The 14,926-nt window shown below is 73.6% G+C and carries 22 protein-coding genes; 19 read left to right on the top strand and 3 right to left on the bottom strand.

Features of this window, described 5'->3' with window-relative positions:
• The first annotated feature begins 8 nt into the window (after positions 1 to 8).
• Both ACGFZ2_RS11945 and ACGFZ2_RS11940 read left to right on the top strand, forming a co-directional pair.
• Positions 9 to 566 carry a DUF501 domain-containing protein gene (locus tag ACGFZ2_RS11945; protein ID WP_393452665.1) on the top strand — a complete coding sequence of 186 codons (558 nt, stop codon included), beginning with the start codon at positions 9 to 11 and terminating at the stop codon, positions 564 to 566.
• 17 nt (positions 567 to 583) lie between these two features.
• Positions 584 to 1,099, top strand: coding sequence for an amino-acid N-acetyltransferase (locus tag ACGFZ2_RS11940; RefSeq protein WP_393452662.1), 516 nt, complete (start codon positions 584 to 586; stop codon positions 1,097 to 1,099).
• Positions 1,100 to 1,114: 15 nt separating this feature from the next.
• Here the strand turns inward: ACGFZ2_RS11940 and ACGFZ2_RS11935 are convergent, their stop codons facing one another.
• Positions 1,115 to 1,759, bottom strand: coding sequence for a TetR/AcrR family transcriptional regulator (locus tag ACGFZ2_RS11935; RefSeq protein WP_393258635.1), 645 nt, complete (start codon positions 1,757 to 1,759; stop codon positions 1,115 to 1,117).
• Positions 1,760 to 1,854: 95 nt separating this feature from the next.
• Between ACGFZ2_RS11935 and ACGFZ2_RS11930 the strand changes: the two genes are divergently transcribed.
• The 6 genes from ACGFZ2_RS11930 to ACGFZ2_RS11905 all read left to right on the top strand — a co-directional run bounded on the left by ACGFZ2_RS11930 (position 1,855) and on the right by ACGFZ2_RS11905 (position 5,369).
• On the top strand, positions 1,855 to 2,244 hold the full coding sequence (locus ACGFZ2_RS11930) for a DoxX family protein (RefSeq protein WP_393258637.1): 390 nt from the start codon (positions 1,855 to 1,857) through the stop codon (positions 2,242 to 2,244).
• A 166-nt stretch (positions 2,245 to 2,410) separates the two neighbouring features.
• Complete coding sequence (locus ACGFZ2_RS11925) at positions 2,411 to 3,340, top strand: exopolyphosphatase (protein WP_393259210.1); 930 nt, start codon at positions 2,411 to 2,413, stop codon at positions 3,338 to 3,340.
• 47 nt (positions 3,341 to 3,387) lie between these two features.
• Positions 3,388 to 3,591 (top strand): Arc family DNA-binding protein, encoded by a 204-nt coding sequence (locus ACGFZ2_RS11920; RefSeq protein ID WP_350703367.1) that lies wholly within the window; start codon positions 3,388 to 3,390, stop codon positions 3,589 to 3,591.
• Positions 3,588 to 3,965 carry a type II toxin-antitoxin system death-on-curing family toxin gene (locus ACGFZ2_RS11915; protein ID WP_393452658.1) on the top strand — a complete coding sequence of 126 codons (378 nt, stop codon included), beginning with the start codon at positions 3,588 to 3,590 and terminating at the stop codon, positions 3,963 to 3,965. Before ACGFZ2_RS11920 ends, ACGFZ2_RS11915 begins: the two co-directional genes overlap by 4 nt.
• 71 nt (positions 3,966 to 4,036) lie before the next feature.
• Positions 4,037 to 4,573: a VOC family protein gene (locus ACGFZ2_RS11910; protein ID WP_393452655.1), complete on the top strand. Its 537-nt coding sequence runs from the start codon at positions 4,037 to 4,039 to the stop codon at positions 4,571 to 4,573.
• Positions 4,566 to 5,369, top strand: coding sequence for a MerR family transcriptional regulator (locus ACGFZ2_RS11905; protein ID WP_393452652.1), 804 nt, complete (start codon positions 4,566 to 4,568; stop codon positions 5,367 to 5,369). The genes ACGFZ2_RS11910 and ACGFZ2_RS11905 overlap by 8 nt, the downstream gene beginning before the upstream one ends.
• Positions 5,370 to 5,387: 18 nt before the next feature.
• Here the strand turns inward: ACGFZ2_RS11905 and ACGFZ2_RS11900 are convergent, their stop codons facing one another.
• Complete coding sequence (locus ACGFZ2_RS11900; RefSeq protein ID WP_393452649.1) at positions 5,388 to 5,585, bottom strand: DUF397 domain-containing protein; 198 nt, start codon at positions 5,583 to 5,585, stop codon at positions 5,388 to 5,390.
• Entirely contained in the window at positions 5,576 to 6,385 is an 810-nt protein-coding gene (locus ACGFZ2_RS11895) for a Scr1 family TA system antitoxin-like transcriptional regulator (protein ID WP_393452646.1), read from the bottom strand. The genes ACGFZ2_RS11900 and ACGFZ2_RS11895 overlap by 10 nt, the downstream gene beginning before the upstream one ends.
• 152 nt (positions 6,386 to 6,537) lie before the next feature.
• On the opposite strand from ACGFZ2_RS11895, the gene ACGFZ2_RS11890 reads away from it, so the two are divergent.
• The 11 genes from ACGFZ2_RS11890 to ACGFZ2_RS11840 all read left to right on the top strand — a co-directional run bounded on the left by ACGFZ2_RS11890 (position 6,538) and on the right by ACGFZ2_RS11840 (position 14,911).
• Complete coding sequence (locus ACGFZ2_RS11890) at positions 6,538 to 6,837, top strand: hypothetical protein (protein WP_393258646.1); 300 nt, start codon at positions 6,538 to 6,540, stop codon at positions 6,835 to 6,837.
• 58 nt (positions 6,838 to 6,895) lie between these two features.
• A complete protein-coding gene (locus ACGFZ2_RS11885; protein WP_350686966.1) occupies positions 6,896 to 7,228 on the top strand; it encodes a PadR family transcriptional regulator in 333 nt (110 codons plus the stop codon).
• Positions 7,225 to 8,265, top strand: a complete 1,041-nt coding sequence (locus ACGFZ2_RS11880; RefSeq protein ID WP_393258647.1) for an HAAS signaling domain-containing protein — start codon at positions 7,225 to 7,227, stop codon at positions 8,263 to 8,265. Before ACGFZ2_RS11885 ends, ACGFZ2_RS11880 begins: the two co-directional genes overlap by 4 nt.
• 119 nt (positions 8,266 to 8,384) lie before the next feature.
• Positions 8,385 to 8,867 carry a hypothetical protein gene (locus tag ACGFZ2_RS11875; RefSeq protein WP_393258648.1) on the top strand — a complete coding sequence of 161 codons (483 nt, stop codon included), beginning with the start codon at positions 8,385 to 8,387 and terminating at the stop codon, positions 8,865 to 8,867.
• A gap of 199 nt (positions 8,868 to 9,066) precedes the next feature.
• Positions 9,067 to 9,753, top strand: coding sequence for a dienelactone hydrolase family protein (locus ACGFZ2_RS11870; protein WP_350703346.1), 687 nt, complete (start codon positions 9,067 to 9,069; stop codon positions 9,751 to 9,753).
• Between the two features lie 19 nt (positions 9,754 to 9,772).
• Complete coding sequence (locus tag ACGFZ2_RS11865; RefSeq protein ID WP_393259211.1) at positions 9,773 to 10,486, top strand: uracil-DNA glycosylase; 714 nt, start codon at positions 9,773 to 9,775, stop codon at positions 10,484 to 10,486.
• Positions 10,487 to 10,566: 80 nt separating this feature from the next.
• Complete coding sequence (locus ACGFZ2_RS11860) at positions 10,567 to 11,310, top strand: DUF4129 domain-containing protein (RefSeq protein ID WP_393452643.1); 744 nt, start codon at positions 10,567 to 10,569, stop codon at positions 11,308 to 11,310.
• A 43-nt stretch (positions 11,311 to 11,353) separates the two neighbouring features.
• Positions 11,354 to 11,938, top strand: a complete 585-nt coding sequence (locus tag ACGFZ2_RS11855) for a hypothetical protein (RefSeq protein ID WP_393452640.1) — start codon at positions 11,354 to 11,356, stop codon at positions 11,936 to 11,938.
• A complete protein-coding gene (locus tag ACGFZ2_RS11850) occupies positions 11,935 to 12,942 on the top strand; it encodes an AAA family ATPase (RefSeq protein ID WP_393258654.1) in 1,008 nt (335 codons plus the stop codon). The genes ACGFZ2_RS11855 and ACGFZ2_RS11850 overlap by 4 nt, the downstream gene beginning before the upstream one ends.
• A complete protein-coding gene (locus tag ACGFZ2_RS11845) occupies positions 12,942 to 14,357 on the top strand; it encodes a DUF58 domain-containing protein (RefSeq protein ID WP_393258655.1) in 1,416 nt (471 codons plus the stop codon). The genes ACGFZ2_RS11850 and ACGFZ2_RS11845 overlap by 1 nt, the downstream gene beginning before the upstream one ends.
• Positions 14,354 to 14,911, top strand: a complete 558-nt coding sequence (locus ACGFZ2_RS11840; protein WP_393452637.1) for a hypothetical protein — start codon at positions 14,354 to 14,356, stop codon at positions 14,909 to 14,911. The genes ACGFZ2_RS11845 and ACGFZ2_RS11840 overlap by 4 nt, the downstream gene beginning before the upstream one ends.
• Positions 14,912 to 14,926: the final 15 nt, after the last annotated feature.

Below are 14,926 nucleotides of genomic sequence, written 5' to 3'. Positions count from 1 at the left end.
TGGGCACCGTGACAGTCGTACCACCGCAGGAGCCGGCGGCGGACTCCGTACCCCCGCCGAAGCGCGAGCCGGCCACGGAGGCCGACCTGGCCGCGGTGGCCGCGCAGCTCGGCCGCCCGCCCCGGGGCACCCGGGCGGTCGCCCACCGCTGCCCCTGCGGCCTGCCCGACGTGGTGGAGACCACGCCGCGCCTGGCCGACGGCACGCCCTTCCCGACGTTGTTCTACCTGACCTGCCCCCGCGCCACGGCGGCGTGCAGCCGGCTGGAGTCGGCCGGGCTGATGAAGGAGATGGCCGACCGGCTGGCCACCGACCCGGAGCTGGCCGCGCGCTACCGCGCCGCGCACGAGGACTACCTGGCCCGCCGGGAGGCGATCGGCGAGGTCCCGGAGATCGCCGGCATCTCCGCCGGCGGCATGCCCGGCCGGGTGAAGTGCCTGCACGTGCACCTCGGGCACGCGCTGGGTGCCGGGCCGGGGGTCAACCCGTTCGGCGACGAGACGCTGGCGCTGGTGGAGAAGTGGTGGGCGGCCGGCCCCTGCGTGGACGCGCCGGCGGCCGAGTGACGACGGCGGGCGCGGGCGTGACGGGGGCCGACGAGATCGTGGTGCGGCGGGCGCGCACCTCCGACGTGCGCGGCATCCGGCGGCTGGTCGACACCTACACCGACGACCGGCGGCTGCTCAGCAAGGCCACCGTCACCCTCTACGAGGACGTGCAGGAGTTCCGGGTCGCGGTCCGGGCGGACGACGGCGCGGTGATCGGCTGCGGCGCGCTGCACGTGATGTGGGAGGACCTGGCCGAGATCCGGACGGTGGCGGTCGACCCGTCCTGCCGGGGCCGGAAGCTCGGCCACCGGATCGTCGCGGAGCTGATCGACGCCGCCCGCGAGCTGGGCGTGGCCCGGATCTTCGTGCTCACCTTCGAGACCCGGTTCTTCGGGTCGTTCGGGTTCACCGAGATCGACGGCGCGCCGGTGCCGCAGCCCGTCTACGAGCAGTTGCTGCGCTCCTACGACGAGGGTGTCGCCGAGTTCCTGGACCTGGAACGGGTCAAGCCGAACACCCTCGGCAACACCCGGATGCTGCTGCGCCTCTGACCGACCGTTCGCTGGTCAGCGGCCGGGGCGGGTGGCGACCATGGCGTCGTGCAGCTCCTCGGAAGTGGGGACGGGGGGCAGTGCGGATGCGAAGCCCTCCGGATGGCAGGCGTCGAGCAGTAGCGCCACCAGGCGCCGCCACGCCCCCGGCGCCGCCTGCCGGGTGGAGCGCAGCACGCCGGCGTTGGCCATCAGGAACAGCATGACGTCGGCGCCCGTCACGTCGGAGCGCAGCTGGCCCTCCTGTTGGGCGCGCCGGATCAGGGCATCCAGTGCGCCCAGCGCCCGGGACCGGGGTTCCTCCATGCCGGGCGAGTTGGGGAAACAGGCGGTGAAGCCTTCGGTCACCGCTCGGTCGGCGGCCTGCATCGCACACACCCGCTCGACGAAGTCGCGGAAGGCGGCCCCGGGGTCGGGTGCCCGAACGGCCTGCTCGGCGAGGTCGGCCAGCTCGTTCAGCCGATCGGTCAGTACCGCCTCGATCAGTGACTCCCGCTTCGGGAAGTGCCGGTAGAGGGTGGCGATGTTGACCTCGGCCCGCCGGGCCACGTCCTCGAGTGGTGCCTCCAGCCCGCGCTCGCCGAACACCGCACGGGCTGCCGCCACGACGCGTACCCGGTTGAGTTCGGCGTCCCTCCGCAGCCCCTTACCAGATCTCATGACCCAATCCTACGAAGTGAAGGGTGCCCTGCGTTTCTGGTACGGTTGGCGCACCGCTTAACCGCAGGGTTCCCTTCGTTTTATGGAGAGTTACGTTGAAGATCGTTCTCTGGGTCGCCCAGGGCCTCCTCGCCGTCCTGTTCGCCGGGGCGGGCGGCATGAAGGTCGTCATGGCCAAGGACTCGCTCGTCCCGTTGATGCCGTGGGTGGTCGACTTCTCTTCCGGAATGGTGAAGGTGATCGGCGTCCTGGAGGTGCTCGGCGCGGCCGGGCTGGTCCTTCCCGCCCTCACCTTGATCGCGCCTGTGCTCACTCCGATCGCCGCCACCGGTCTCGCCGTTGTCATGCTCGGCGGCGGGATCGTGCACATCGGCCGGGGAGAATACCCCCACAGCATCGGCAACCTGGTGGTGCTCGCGTTGGCGGTGTTGGTCGCCTGGGGCAGGTTCGGCCCCTACGCCCTCGCTGCCCGGAACTGGGGGTAGCCACCGGCCGGTAGGCGAGGTCCGGCCGCCGACACCCTACGCGCCGACTTCGCCGCCCTCACCCCTTGACCTCCATGGGAGCATCCGCCCGTGGCCCCAGCCCGGTGCGGGTGGGCGGCGAACAAGCCCCGGATCCTGCCGTAGGGTTGCTGCCGTGACGACGCGCGTGGCCGCCATCGACTGCGGGACCAACTCGATCCGACTGCTGGTCGCCGACCTGCCCGATCCCTCGGCGGGCCCGGACGCGCCGCTGGTCGACCTGAGCCGGCGGATGGAGATCGTCCGCCTCGGCCAGGGCGTCGACAAGACGGGCCGGCTGGCCCCGGAGGCCATCGAGCGCACCCGCGTCGCGCTGGCCTCCTACGCGGCCGAGATCGAGAAACTCGGCGCGGAGCGGGTCCGGATGTGCGCCACGTCGGCGTCCCGGGACGCCTCCAACGCCGCCGACTTCCGGGAGATGGTCGAGCGGACCCTCGGGGTCGCGCCCGAGGTGGTGACGGGCGACGAGGAGGCGCGGCTCTCCTTCACCGGCGCGGTGCGCGGGCTGCCCGCCGGCACCGAGGAACCGTTCCTGGTCATCGACATCGGCGGCGGCTCGACCGAGTTCGTCGTGGGCAGCCGCGCCGGCGGCGTCGAGGCGGCCATCTCGATGGACATCGGCTGCGTCCGGATGACCGAGCGGCACCTGCACGGCGACCCGCCGGGCATGGCCGAGGTCGCCGCCGCGCAGGCCGACATCGCCGTCGCGGTCGACCGGGCGCTGGCGGCCGTGCCGGGCCGGCAGGCCGCCACCCTGGTCGGGCTCGCCGGGTCGGTCACCACCGTGGTCGCCATCGCCCAGGGCCTCCAGGAGTACGACCCGGGCCGCATCCACCACGCCCGGGTGTCGTACGAGGCGGTGGCCGACGTGACGGCCGACCTGCTCGGCAAGAGCCGGGAGCAGCGGCTCGCGATCCCGGTGATGCACCCGGGCCGGGCGGACGTGATCGGCGCCGGCGCCCTGGTGCTCCGGGTGATCATGGAGCGGGCCGGGATGGCCTCGGTGGTCGCCTCCGAGCACGACATCCTCGACGGCATCGCCTGGTCGCTGGCCTGAGGTCGCGCGACCCGGAATCCGCTGGTCACCAGCGGTATGATTTCCATATGGTCACCACGGTCAATCTCCCCGACGGTCTGCACGAGCGGCTGAAGGCTCTCGCCGAGCAGGAGCACAGGTCGATGAACGCCACCATCGTCGTGGCGGTGGAGGAGTACGTGGCTGCTCGCAGCCGTCGCGCCCGCGTACAGGGTCTTGCCCGCGAGGTCGCGGACCGTGACGCCGAGCTGCTGCGGCGACTTGCCGAGTGATCAACTACCTGGACGTCGACGACCTGATGGAGATCGCCTCGATCGTCCTCGGCGAGGCACCGCAGGTGCGTGATCCCGGCCTGCTCTCCTCCGCGGTCGTGCGGCCCGCCACGGTTGCGTTCGGCCAGGAGGCTTACCCCGAACTGTGGGGCAAGGCCGCCGCGCTGCTGCACTCGATCTGCATGAACCACGCGCTGATCGACGGGAACAAGCGTCTCGCCTGGGCGGCGGCGCGTGTCTTCCTGGCCCTCAACGAGGTCCCGATCCGCGATGTCGACGTCGATCAGGCCGAAGCTTTCGTGATGTCGGTGGCCAGCGGCGCGATGACCGAGGTCTCCGACATCGCCCGGGAACTCCGCAAGCTCTATGTCTGATCCGTGCGTGGAGACTCGGTTCACAGATCCGGCTTGACCCTCACGCCGCGTGAGGCCGGAGGGTGGGGTGCATGAGTGATCACTACGACGCTTTTGAAATCAGTCCCGTGCCCGATCCCGGCCCGGATGCGGTTGCGCCGGAGCCGTTCCGGGGCATCTACGGAATGCCCGCGTTCGCGTCGATCCCCACGAGCGATCTGGCGGCGTCGGTGGACTTCTGGACTCGTGGGCTCGGGTTCTTCGAGCTGTTCAGCATCCCCGGCACGCTCGTGCACCTGCGCCGGTGGGCGTTCCAGGACGTGCTCCTCGTCTCGGCGGCGAGCGTTCCGGCGCAGGCGCCGGCGATGAGCGTCAGTTTCGCGTGCGTGCTCAACCAGATCGATTCCCTTGTCGAGGCCTGTCGTGCGTTGAGCCCGAACTCGGTCGATGGCCCGCGGGACACTCCATGGAACACCCGCGATGTGGAGGTGGTCACCCCCGAGAACGCGCGGATCGTCTTCACTGCGGCGAAGCCCTTTGATCCGGCCAGTCGGGAGGCGCGGAACCTTGAAGCCATGGGGATCACCCCACCGGGCGGCGGTCGCGGCGACAATGAGGAGCATGCCTGATGCCACTGACGTCGATGGGCTGACCGTCGGTCAGGTCTCGACGCGTCTGGGCGTGACAGTCCGCGCGCTGCACCACTGGGATGACATCGGTCTGGCGCGACCGTCGCTGCGCACGACTGCCGGATACCGGCTCTACACCGCTGGCGATCTGCAACGCCTGTACCGCATCGTCGTCTACCGGGAGATCGGCCTCGATCTGGACGGGATTCGGGCCATCTTGGACGACGCGACCGTGGACGTGCCCGGCGCACTGCGCGCGCAGCGCACCCAGGTGGCCCAACGGATCGACCGCCTCCAGCAGCTCAGCGCCGGCCTGGATCGGATGATCGCCGCCCACGAGCGCGGCCTGCTGCTGACCGTCGAGCAGCAGGCCGCGATCTTCGGCCCCAAGTGGAACACGGACTGGCCCGCCCAAGCCCGTCAGCGCTACGGAGACACGGCGCAATGGCAGCAGTACGCCGAACGCTCAGCCTCTCGCAGTCCGGAGGAATGGCAGGCCATCGCCGACGCCGTCGCTGACCTCGACCGTGCCCTCGGCGACGCGGTGGACGCCGGTGTCGCCCCTGGCAGACCCGAAGCGAATCAACTCGTCGAGCGGCACCGTGAGGTTTTCACGTCGTACTTTCCCCTCACCAGGCAGATGCAGGTCTGTCTCGGCCGCATGTTCGAGGCCGATCCGGCATTTGCTGCCCACTACGACGGCATCCGCGCCGGCCTCGCCACGTGGTTTCGGCAAAGCGTCGACGCCAGTGCACGTGCCCACGGCATCGACCCCGACACCGCCACCTGGCAGTAGAGCGCGGATCCGGTACGGCTAGCGCGGGTGACGCCCTGCGACGCCGGCGACGAAGTGGGACCAGGCGGTCGGGCCGAAGGTGAGCACGGGGCCCGAGCGGTCCTTGCTGTCGCGGACCAGCACCACGCCGGGCAGGTTGTCGGCGACCTCCACGCACGAGGCGCCGCCGTTGTCGCTGCGGGTGGACTTGCGCCACCGGGCGTCGGTCAGCTCCATGTCTTCGCCACTTCCTGCATCAGGGTCAGCGACTGCCGCCGGGACAGCGCCTCTGAGCGGACACTTTCCCACCTGCGGTGCAGGCTGGCAATCTCCTCGGCGCGGTCCAGCACCTGGGCGCGCAGCGGGCTGTCGAGATGCGCCACCCAGCCTCCGTCGGCGTACCCGGCCAGGATGAACGGCCCGGCAAGGCCGGGGTAGACGCCTACCTCGGTCGGAACAACATGCAGGTGGACGTGCGGACGCGCCGACAACGCGATCAGATGCTCAAGCTGTTCGCGCATCACCCCGAACTGGTCGACCACTGGCCGGCGCAGGATGCCCTCGTCAATGACCGCGACCAGTTGCGGTGGCTGGGCGCGGTCGAGGATCTGCTGTCGCTGGAGTCGGGCGGTGACCCGCTGCTCGATCTGCTCCGGGCAGTGCAGCCCGCCGCCGGCGAGGACCGCGCGGGCGTAGCCCTCGGTCTGGAGGAGGCCGGGCAGGACGGAGATCTCGAACCACCACAGCGTGGCCGCCTCCTGCTCGACGGCCACCCACGGCCGGAACCAGGCCGGCGCGGTCTCCACGCTGACCAGCGGCAGGATCCGTCCGAGCAGGCCGCCGCTGTCCAGCGCCTCGTCCGCGCGCCGGACGAAGTCGAGCGAGGGCGTACGCCGGCCGATCTCCACCATCCCGACGAGCGAGCCGGAGTAGTTGATCCGCCGGGCCAGTTCCTCCTGGCTCAGCCCGCGCTCGGTGCGCAGCCGCCGCAGCTCGCCGGCCAGGAGATCCAGCGTCGACAGTTGGGGTCTGGTCATCACACCTCGCTCACCGGGCTTCACACGTCGGGCCGGGCGGGCCACCGCCGGCCGGTGCCCGCCGCGTGACTTCCGACCGTAGTCGGATGGTCACGATGATGGGGGCGACCCGGGGCCCACAGTGCCCTCACAACCCGACGAGGGGCGATGACGTGACGATCCGACGCCTCCACCCGACGTGGTGCGTGCCCGAGAGCGGCTGCGGGACCAGCGCGCTGCACCTGTCCCGCCTGCGGCCGGCCGCGCCGCGCGGCGACGAGGTGATCCAGGTGCGTGCCGCGCTCTGGCAGATGGACGTCGGGCGGCTGGCTCCGGCCGGCGTCCTGCTGGAGTTGTCGGCCGGCGACGACCCGGAGCGCTGGCCGATCGACCTGGCGCAGGCTCGCGCGCTGGTGCACGTACTCCGGGATCTGCTGCGGATCGCGGACGAGGCGGCGCGCCGCGCGGCCTGACCCGCCGCGCGGCGCGTTCCTTTGACACTATTTCGCAATGCGCAGTAGTGTGCAAAGCGTGGACACCACACAGCTCCTGAAGGGCGTGCTGGACCTCGCGGTTCTCGCCGTCCTGCGCGAGGAGGACGGCTACGGTTACGACATCCTGCGCAGGCTCCGCGAGGCCGGGCTGGAGGAGGTCGGCGACGCCTCGGTCTACGGCACGCTGCGCCGGCTCTACGCCGCCGGCCTGCTGACCACCTACGTCGTGCCGAGCGAGTCCGGCCCGCACCGCAAGTACTACTCCCTCAACGCCGCCGGCCGGGACCAGCTCACCCGCTACGGCAAGCTCTGGCGCTCGTTCGCCACCACCATGGACGCACTGCTCGACGATCGGGGGATGGCGGCATGACCGTCACGGAGCAGGAGATCGCGGACTACGTCGCACGGGTGCGGGCCGCACTGGCCGACCTGCCGCCGGCGCACCGCGACGAGTTGACCGAGGACCTGCCGGAACACCTCGCCGAGGTCGCCGTCGAGGCCGACGGCACGCTGGTCGAGCGGCTCGGCGCGCCCGAGGCGTACGCGGCCGAGCTGCGCGCCGCCGCCGGGGTCGGCGCCGTCGCCCGCGGCCGTCGCCTCGACCGCCGCCTGGGTGCCGCCGTGGACCGGCTCCGCGCGCGGGCGCAGCGCTGGGACGTCCAACTCGGACCGCCCCTGGGGTACGCCTCGGCGAGCGAGTTCCTCCGGCTGCTCCGGCCGGCCTGGTGGGTGCTGCGCGGCTACCTGGCCGCCATGCTCGTCACGGTGGCCACCACCGGTGACTCGTTCGGCGTGCTGCCCGAGCTGAACGGCAGCGCGCTGGCCGGCCTGGTGCTGCTCGCCGGCAGCGTGCTCGCCTCGATCTGGCTCGGCCACCACACGCCGAGCCTGACCCGGCCCAAGCGGCGGCTGCTGCACGCCGGCACGGCGGTGCTGGTGGTCTTCGGGCTGATCGGCCTGACCGACGTGAACGGCCGCGTCGGCTCCGGGGACTTCGGCTACGAGCACATCTCGGTCGACGACCGGTACTCCCACGTCCGGGACGTCTACGTCTACGACAGCGAGGGCCGGCTGGTGGAGAACGCCCGGCTCTTCGACCAGAACGGCGACCCGATCCGCCTCGGCTACCCGCACTGCCCGGACGGGCGGGACCCGAACGGGGTCGGCAACCCGCTGCTGCGCCCGTACCCGTACTGCCCCGACGAGGCGCCGTTCGCGCCGCGCCCACCGGCGGCCACCCGGCCCGCGCCCGGCCTGCCCCCGTTGGCGCCCACCGCGTCGGCCGACCCGTCCGGCCCGGTCCCGACGGGCAGCCCGACGGCCGGACCTACCGCGGTCCCGACCGCGACGGAGGCCCCGCCCGCGACGGAGGCGGCCCCGGCCACCCCGGCGCCGAGCCGGACGTGAACAGGATCGCGTCCGGGAAAGCTGGGAAATAGCTGAACGGATGAGGTCGACGGGGCGGCGGCCGTCGTACCCGATCGCTACGGTGTCGTCTGCTCATCCACCCCTCGGAAGGACAACCCGTGTCAGAGCAGGTCGCACCGCCCCCCGCGCCGGACGCCGCGCAGCCCCCGTCGGCCGTCCAGGCGCCGCCACCGGCAGGGCCGGAGACGAAGAAGTCCGGCTCCAAGAAGGTGCTCGGCATCGTGGGCGCGATCGTCGCGTTCCTGGTCGTCGCGGGGCTCAAGTTCGGCGTCGGCTCGGCGATCGGCAACTTCCTCAACAAGGACGAGACCGCCGACGCCAAGGTCGGCGACTGCATCGCCGAGCTGCCCGAGGTGACCGGCACCAAGGAGGAGGAGGTCGACGGCGCGAAGGTCGTCGAGTGCACCTCCACCGACGCCGTGTACAACGTGGTCGGTCGGGTCGACGGGCAGACCGAGGCGCAGGCCCGCTCCGGCGAGGCGTGCGAGCAGTACATCAAGGAAGACCAGGACGGTTACGTCTTCTACAGCATCGAGCCGGGCAAGACGGGCTACCTGCTCTGCCTGACCAAGAAGGCCTGACCGGCCCCACGGCACCGCCGACGGCGGCGCGGACGACGGTCCGCGCCGCCGTCGGCGTCTCCGCGTACGGCCGGCGAACGGGAGGTGAATGCCACTGTCCCGGCGTCTTCCCCGGGGCGCGCACGGCGTGGCAGGCTACCGGCACGTAGGACCACTGGGCGACCAGCCAACGATGACTGACCGCTAGGAGGACGGGCCGATGGGCGAAATGGTGAGCTTCACCAGCAACGGGGGTACGCGCGAGGGGTATCTCGCGATACCGTCCGGCGGTGCGGCCAGCCCAGCGGTCATCGTCATCCAGGACTGGTGGGGGCTCGTGCCCCACATCACCTCCGTCGCGGACCGGTTCGCCGAGGCCGGGTTCGTCGCCCTCGCCCCGGACTTCCGCCACGGCGGCCCGGCCAGCAAGCCCGACGAGCCGCGCCAGATGCTGAACAGCCCGCAGATGGACGAGGCGGCGGCGGACATCGCCGCCGCGGCGGACTACCTCGCCGGGCGTTCCGAGGTCACCGGCAAGGTCGGCTGCGCGGGCTTCTGCGCCGGCGCGAGCCTGGCCCTGTGGGCGGCCAGCCGCACCGAGCGGATCGTCGCCACCGCCGCCTTCTACCCCCGGCTGCCCTGGGACGGGATGCGCTCCGAGTGGGCCGACTACGCGGGCAAGGCCGCCCTCATCCACTGCTCCGAAGCCGACGGCACCTCCGCCGCCGACGGCGTGCAGACCGTCCGCCGCGCCGTCGAGACCGCCGGCGGCACCTGCCAGACCTACGACTACCCCGGCACCGCGCACGCCTTCTTCAACGAGGACCGGCCGGAGAACTTCGACCAGCGCGCCGCCGCCACCGCCTGGGCGCGCACCCTCGAACTCTTCCGGGCCAAGCTTGGCTGAGCCGCGTACGCCCGACGAGGTGGTCGCCCGCGCCGCGCGGGCGACCGACCTCGCCGACCTCGACGCCGCCGTCAGCGACTGCTTCGCCTGCCCCCGCCTGGTCGAGTGGCGCGAGGAGGTGGCCCGCACGCGGCGGGCGGCCTTCCGCGACCAGGAGTACTGGGGCCGGCCGGTGCCCGGCTTCGGCGCCCCCGACGCGCGCATCGCCATCCTCGGCCTGGCGCCCGCCGCGCACGGCGGGAACCGCACCGGCCGGATCTTCACCGGCGACCGCTCCGGCGACGTCCTCTTCGCCGCGCTGCACCGCGCCGGGCTGGCCAACCAGCCGACGAGCGTCGCCGCCGACGACGGTTTGTCCCTGCGGGACACCCGCATCTTCGCCGCCGTGCGCTGCGCGCCGCCGGACAACAAGCCCACCCCGGGCGAGCGGGACACCTGCGCACCGTGGCTGCACCGCGAGGTCGCGCTGATCCGGCCCACCCTGCGCGTCGTGGTCGCGCTGGGCGCCTTCGCCTGGTCCGCGTGGTGGCCGGTGCTGCGTCAGGTGTACGGCCAGCGCCCGCCCGCCCCGCGACCGGCGTTCGGTCATGGGGCACACTGGTCCGGCACGGCCGCACCGGAGCTGCTGGGCTGCTACCACGTCAGCCAGCAGAACACCTTCACCGGACGGCTGACACCAGGGATGCTGGACGACGTGTTCGCCCGGGCGAAGCAGTTGGCCGGGGTGGACTGAGGCACGCGGGGGCGGTGGCGATGACGGACGGAACGCGTCGGCCCGCGACGCACCCCCCGGCGGCCCGGAGGTAACCCCGGATGGATCTGAGCGTGCTACGCAGGTGGTGGCCGGTCGCCGCGGTCGGCGTCCTGCTCGCCGTCGCCGCGTTGGCGTCCGCCCACTCGTCGATCGGCGCCAGCCGGATTCCGCCCGCCGCCGACAACCTCCCCTACGTGCCGGAATACCCGACCGCCGAGCCGGCCGCGTCGATCCCCGTCGATCCCCGGGGTGCCGGCGAGGACACCCAGGCGAGCATCCCGCCGTGGCTCGGCACGGTCGCCCTCGTGCTGCTGGGGTCGGCCCTGCTCGCCGCGTTCGGCTACCTCGCCTGGACGCTGGTCCGGGGCGCGATGCGCCACACCACCCGGGCGCTGCCGCGGCAGCGGAACCGGCGTACGGCCGAGGGCACCGCCCTCGAGGTGGCCGCCGCCCTCGACGCCGGCCTGGTGGAGCTGGACGACGCGGACGCCGACCCGCGCGCCGCGGTCATCGCCTGCTGGGTACGCCTCGAAGAGGCCGCGGCCGGCGCCGGTGTGCCCCGGCTGGCCGGGGACACCCCCACCGACCTGGTCACCCGCCTGCTGCGGGGCGACCCGTCGGCGGGGGTGCCGGCGATCGTCAGCGCCGACGTGCTGGCCGAGTTCGCGCACGTCTACCGCGAGGCCCGGTACGCCACCCGGCCCGTCGACGAGCGCACCCGCGACCAGGCCCGTGCGGCGCTGCGCCGGCTCCGCGCCGAGCTGACCGCCGTGGTCGCCGGCGACGCCGGGGTGCCGACGTGACCGGGTCGTGGCGGGCGTGCGCCCGGCGTGATGAGGTGGCGCGGTGAGCAGCACCAGCATCGACGACCTGCTGAGCTTCGAGGAGGAGCGGCCGGGGCCTGCCGGCCGGTCCCGGGGCGGGCGGGTCGGCCGGGTGTTCCGCGCCCTGGCCGGCATCGCGGCGGTCGTGGTCGTGCTGGTCGCCGGCCTGCGCGTGGTGGGGCTCCGGGTCTCCCTGCTGGTCCTGGTCGCCGGGGTGGTCGCGCTGTTCGCGGTGCGCCGGGTCGTCGCCGCCCTCGCGCCCCCGCCCCCGTCCCGGGCCGGTGCCCGGGGCCCGGCCGGCGACGACGACGGCACGTGGAACTGGGGTGCCCGGGACGCGCTGCGCACCGCGATCAACGGCTGGGAGCGCCCGCTGGACTGGTGCGGGAGCAGCCGGGAGCGGTTCGCCGAGCGGGTCCTGCCGCGGCTCGGCGAACTGGCCGACGAGCGGCTGCGCCAGCGTCACGGCCTGACCCGCGAGTCGGACCCGGCCCGCGCCCGCGCCCTGCTGGGCGACCGGCTCTGGACCTTTCTCAGCACGCCCTCCCGCCGCCCCCCGTCGCCGCGCGACCTCGCGGCGATCGTCGCCGAACTGGAGAAGATATGAACGACGTGGACCGCAGCATGCCCGCCGCGGAGGTCGGCCACCTCGCCCGGTCGGTGCTGGATGCGGTCGGTCAGGTCGTGGTCGGCAAGCGGGACGCGCTGGAGCTGGTCCTCGCTGGCATCCTGGCCGGCGGGCACGTGCTGCTGGAGGACCTGCCGGGCCTGGGCAAGACGCTGACGGCGCGCTCCTTCGCGCAGGCGCTCGGGCTGGACTTCCGCCGGCTCCAGTTCACCCCCGACCTGCTGCCGGCCGACGTCACCGGCTCGTTCCTCTACGACCAGCGCAGCGGCGACTTCGCGTTCCGGGCCGGCCCGGTCTTCACCAACCTGCTCCTCGCCGACGAGATCAACCGGACCCCGCCGAAGACCCAGTCGGCCCTGCTGGAGGCGATGCAGGAGAAGCAGGTCTCGGTCGAGGGCGTCACCTACCGGCTGGACGAGCCGTTCCACGTGCTGGCCACCGCCAACCCCATCGAGTACGAGGGCACCTACCCGCTGCCCGAGGCGCAGCTCGACCGGTTCCTCCTGCGGGTCTCCTTCGGCTACCCCGAGCACGAGGAGGAGTGGGAGGTGCTGCGCCGGCGGATGGCCCGCCGCCGCGAGGAGGCGGACATCAAGCCCGTGGTCGACGCGGCCACCCTGCGCGCCATGCAGGCCGCGCTGGAGGACGTGGTGGTCGAGGACTCCGTCGGTCGCTACATCGTCGCGCTGACCGCCGCCACCCGGGAGCACCCGTCGGTGCTGGTGGGCGCCTCGCCGCGCGGCTCGCTGGCGCTGCTGCTGCTGGCCCGGGTGCGGGCCGTGATGGCCGGCCGCGACTACGTGGTGCCGGAGGACGTCAAGGAGGTCGCGGCGCCCGCGCTGGCGCACCGGATCACGCTGCGGCCGGAGATGTGGCTGCGCCGCGTCGACCCGTCCTTCGTGGTCGGCGAGGTGCTGGAGGCGACCCCGGCGCCGGCCAGCGGGGCGCTGCCCAGCTACGCCGCCGGCCGGCCCGGGCACTGATGGTCGCGCCCGCCGTGCCGCCCCGCACCGAGTCGCCGGAGCAGGGGCCGCAGCCCGCGACCGGCTGGGTGCCCACCTGGGCGCTCGGCCGGGCGGTGCTGCTCACCGGCCTGCTGCTGATCGCGGGGGTGCTGCTCGGCCGGGTCGACCTGATCGTGCTGGCCGCCCCGTTCGCGATCGGCACCGCGTACGCGCTGCGCCGCCGCCCGGCCGCCCTGCCGCAGGTCTGGATCTCCGCCGACGAGGGGCACCTGGTCGAGGGCGGCGAGCTGACCGGCACGGTCAGCGTCGGCAACCCGGACGTGCTCGACTACGACGTGGCGGTGGTCCGCAGCCGGGTCTCGCCGTGGCTGCGGGTGGAGCGGGCCACGATCGCCGGGGCGGTGGCCGCGCCCGGCGCCCCCTCGGCCGTCGTCCCGTCCGTCGCCGACCGGCCCTTCGTGACCGCCGTCCCGACCGACGCGGCCGTCGACCTGGAACTGGCCGGCACGGCGCTGCGCTGGGGCAGGCACCCGGTCGGCCCGGCCGGCGCCCGGGTCGCCGCCGCGCAGGGCCTGCTGGTCTCCCGCGCGGTGGTCACCGAGCCGGCCCGGGTCCGGGTCTACCCGAGGACCGAGCCGTTCGACGCGGTCGAGGCGATGCCCCGGGCCGCCGGCCTGGTCGGGGCGCACCACTCGCGCCGGCCCGGCGAGGGCGGGGAACTGGCCGGCGTGCGGGTCTTCGCCCCGGGCGACCGGCTGCGCCGGATCGACTGGCGCGTGTCGCTGCGCGCCCGGCAACTGCACGTCGCGGCCACCCTCTCCGACCGGGACGCCGAGGTGGTGGTGCTGCTCGACGTGCTCGCCGAGGCGGGCCGCTCCGGTGGCGTGTCCGGCGCCGCCTCCGTGCTGGACACCACGGTCCGGGCCGCCGCCGCGATCGCCGAGCACTACCTGCACCGCGGCGACCGGGTGTCGATGCTGGAGTACGGCCCGGCCGCCCGCCGGCTGCGCCCGGCCACCGGCCGCCGGCAGTACCTGACCGTCCTGGAGTGGCTGCTCGACGTGCGCGCCGAGTCCTCCCCGCACGAGCCGTACGACCAGGTCTTCGGGCCGCAGTTGCTCTCCGCGGACGCGCTGGTGGTGGTCCTCACCCCGCTGCTGGACGAGCGGTCGGCGCAGATGCTGGCCCGGCTGGCCCGCTCGGGGCGGTTCGTCGTCGCGGTGGACACCCTGCCGGCGGATCTCGCCCCGCCCAAGGACCGGGGCTGGGCCGAGGTGGCGTACCGGCTGTGGCGGCTGGACCGGGACACCATGATCGGGCAGTTGCGGGAGCACGGCGTGCCGGTGGTGCGCTGGGCCGGCGCGGGCAGCCTCGACCAGGTGCTGCGGGACGTGGCGCGGCTGGCCACCGCCCCGAGGGTGGGGGCCCGATGAATCCGGTCGAGCGGGTCCGGGCGGTGCGGTACGCCGCCGCCCGGGTCAGCCTGACGCCGCTGCTGGTCCGCGCCGGCATCTTCCTCACCACGCTGGTCGGGCTGGTGGTGGCCTACCCGTCGCAGGTGCTCCTCGGCCAGCCGCTGCTCGCCCTGGTCGTGGTGGCGCTGCTGCCGGCGCTCGGGCCGCGCCGGGTCTGGCCGACCTTCGCCGCGCTGGTCACGGTCGGCGGCTGGCTGGTCGCCACCGACGGGTACGGCCGGCCCATCGCGCTCTGGCGGCTGCTCGCCGTGGCGGCCGTGCTCTACCTCACGCACACCCTCTGCGCGCTGGCCGCCGTCCTGCCGTACGACGCGGTGGTCGACCCGGACGTGATCGTGCGTTGGCTCGCGCGGGCCGGCGCGGTGCTGCTGGGCACCTTCGTGCTCGGCGTGCTTCTCGTGGAGATCGGCGGCCTCGGCGACGGCGCCGGATCCCAACTCGCGACCGCGGCCGGACTACTGGCGGCGATAGCGTTGACAGCGTTGCTGGGGTGGCTGCTGCGCCGCCGTTAACCTGCCGGTAACAGC

It is taken from the genome of Micromonospora sp. NPDC048063, from assembly GCF_043202855.1.
Lineage (GTDB): Bacteria > Actinomycetota > Actinomycetes > Mycobacteriales > Micromonosporaceae > Micromonospora.
This window is presented reverse-complemented; position numbering and strand designations above follow the sequence as displayed.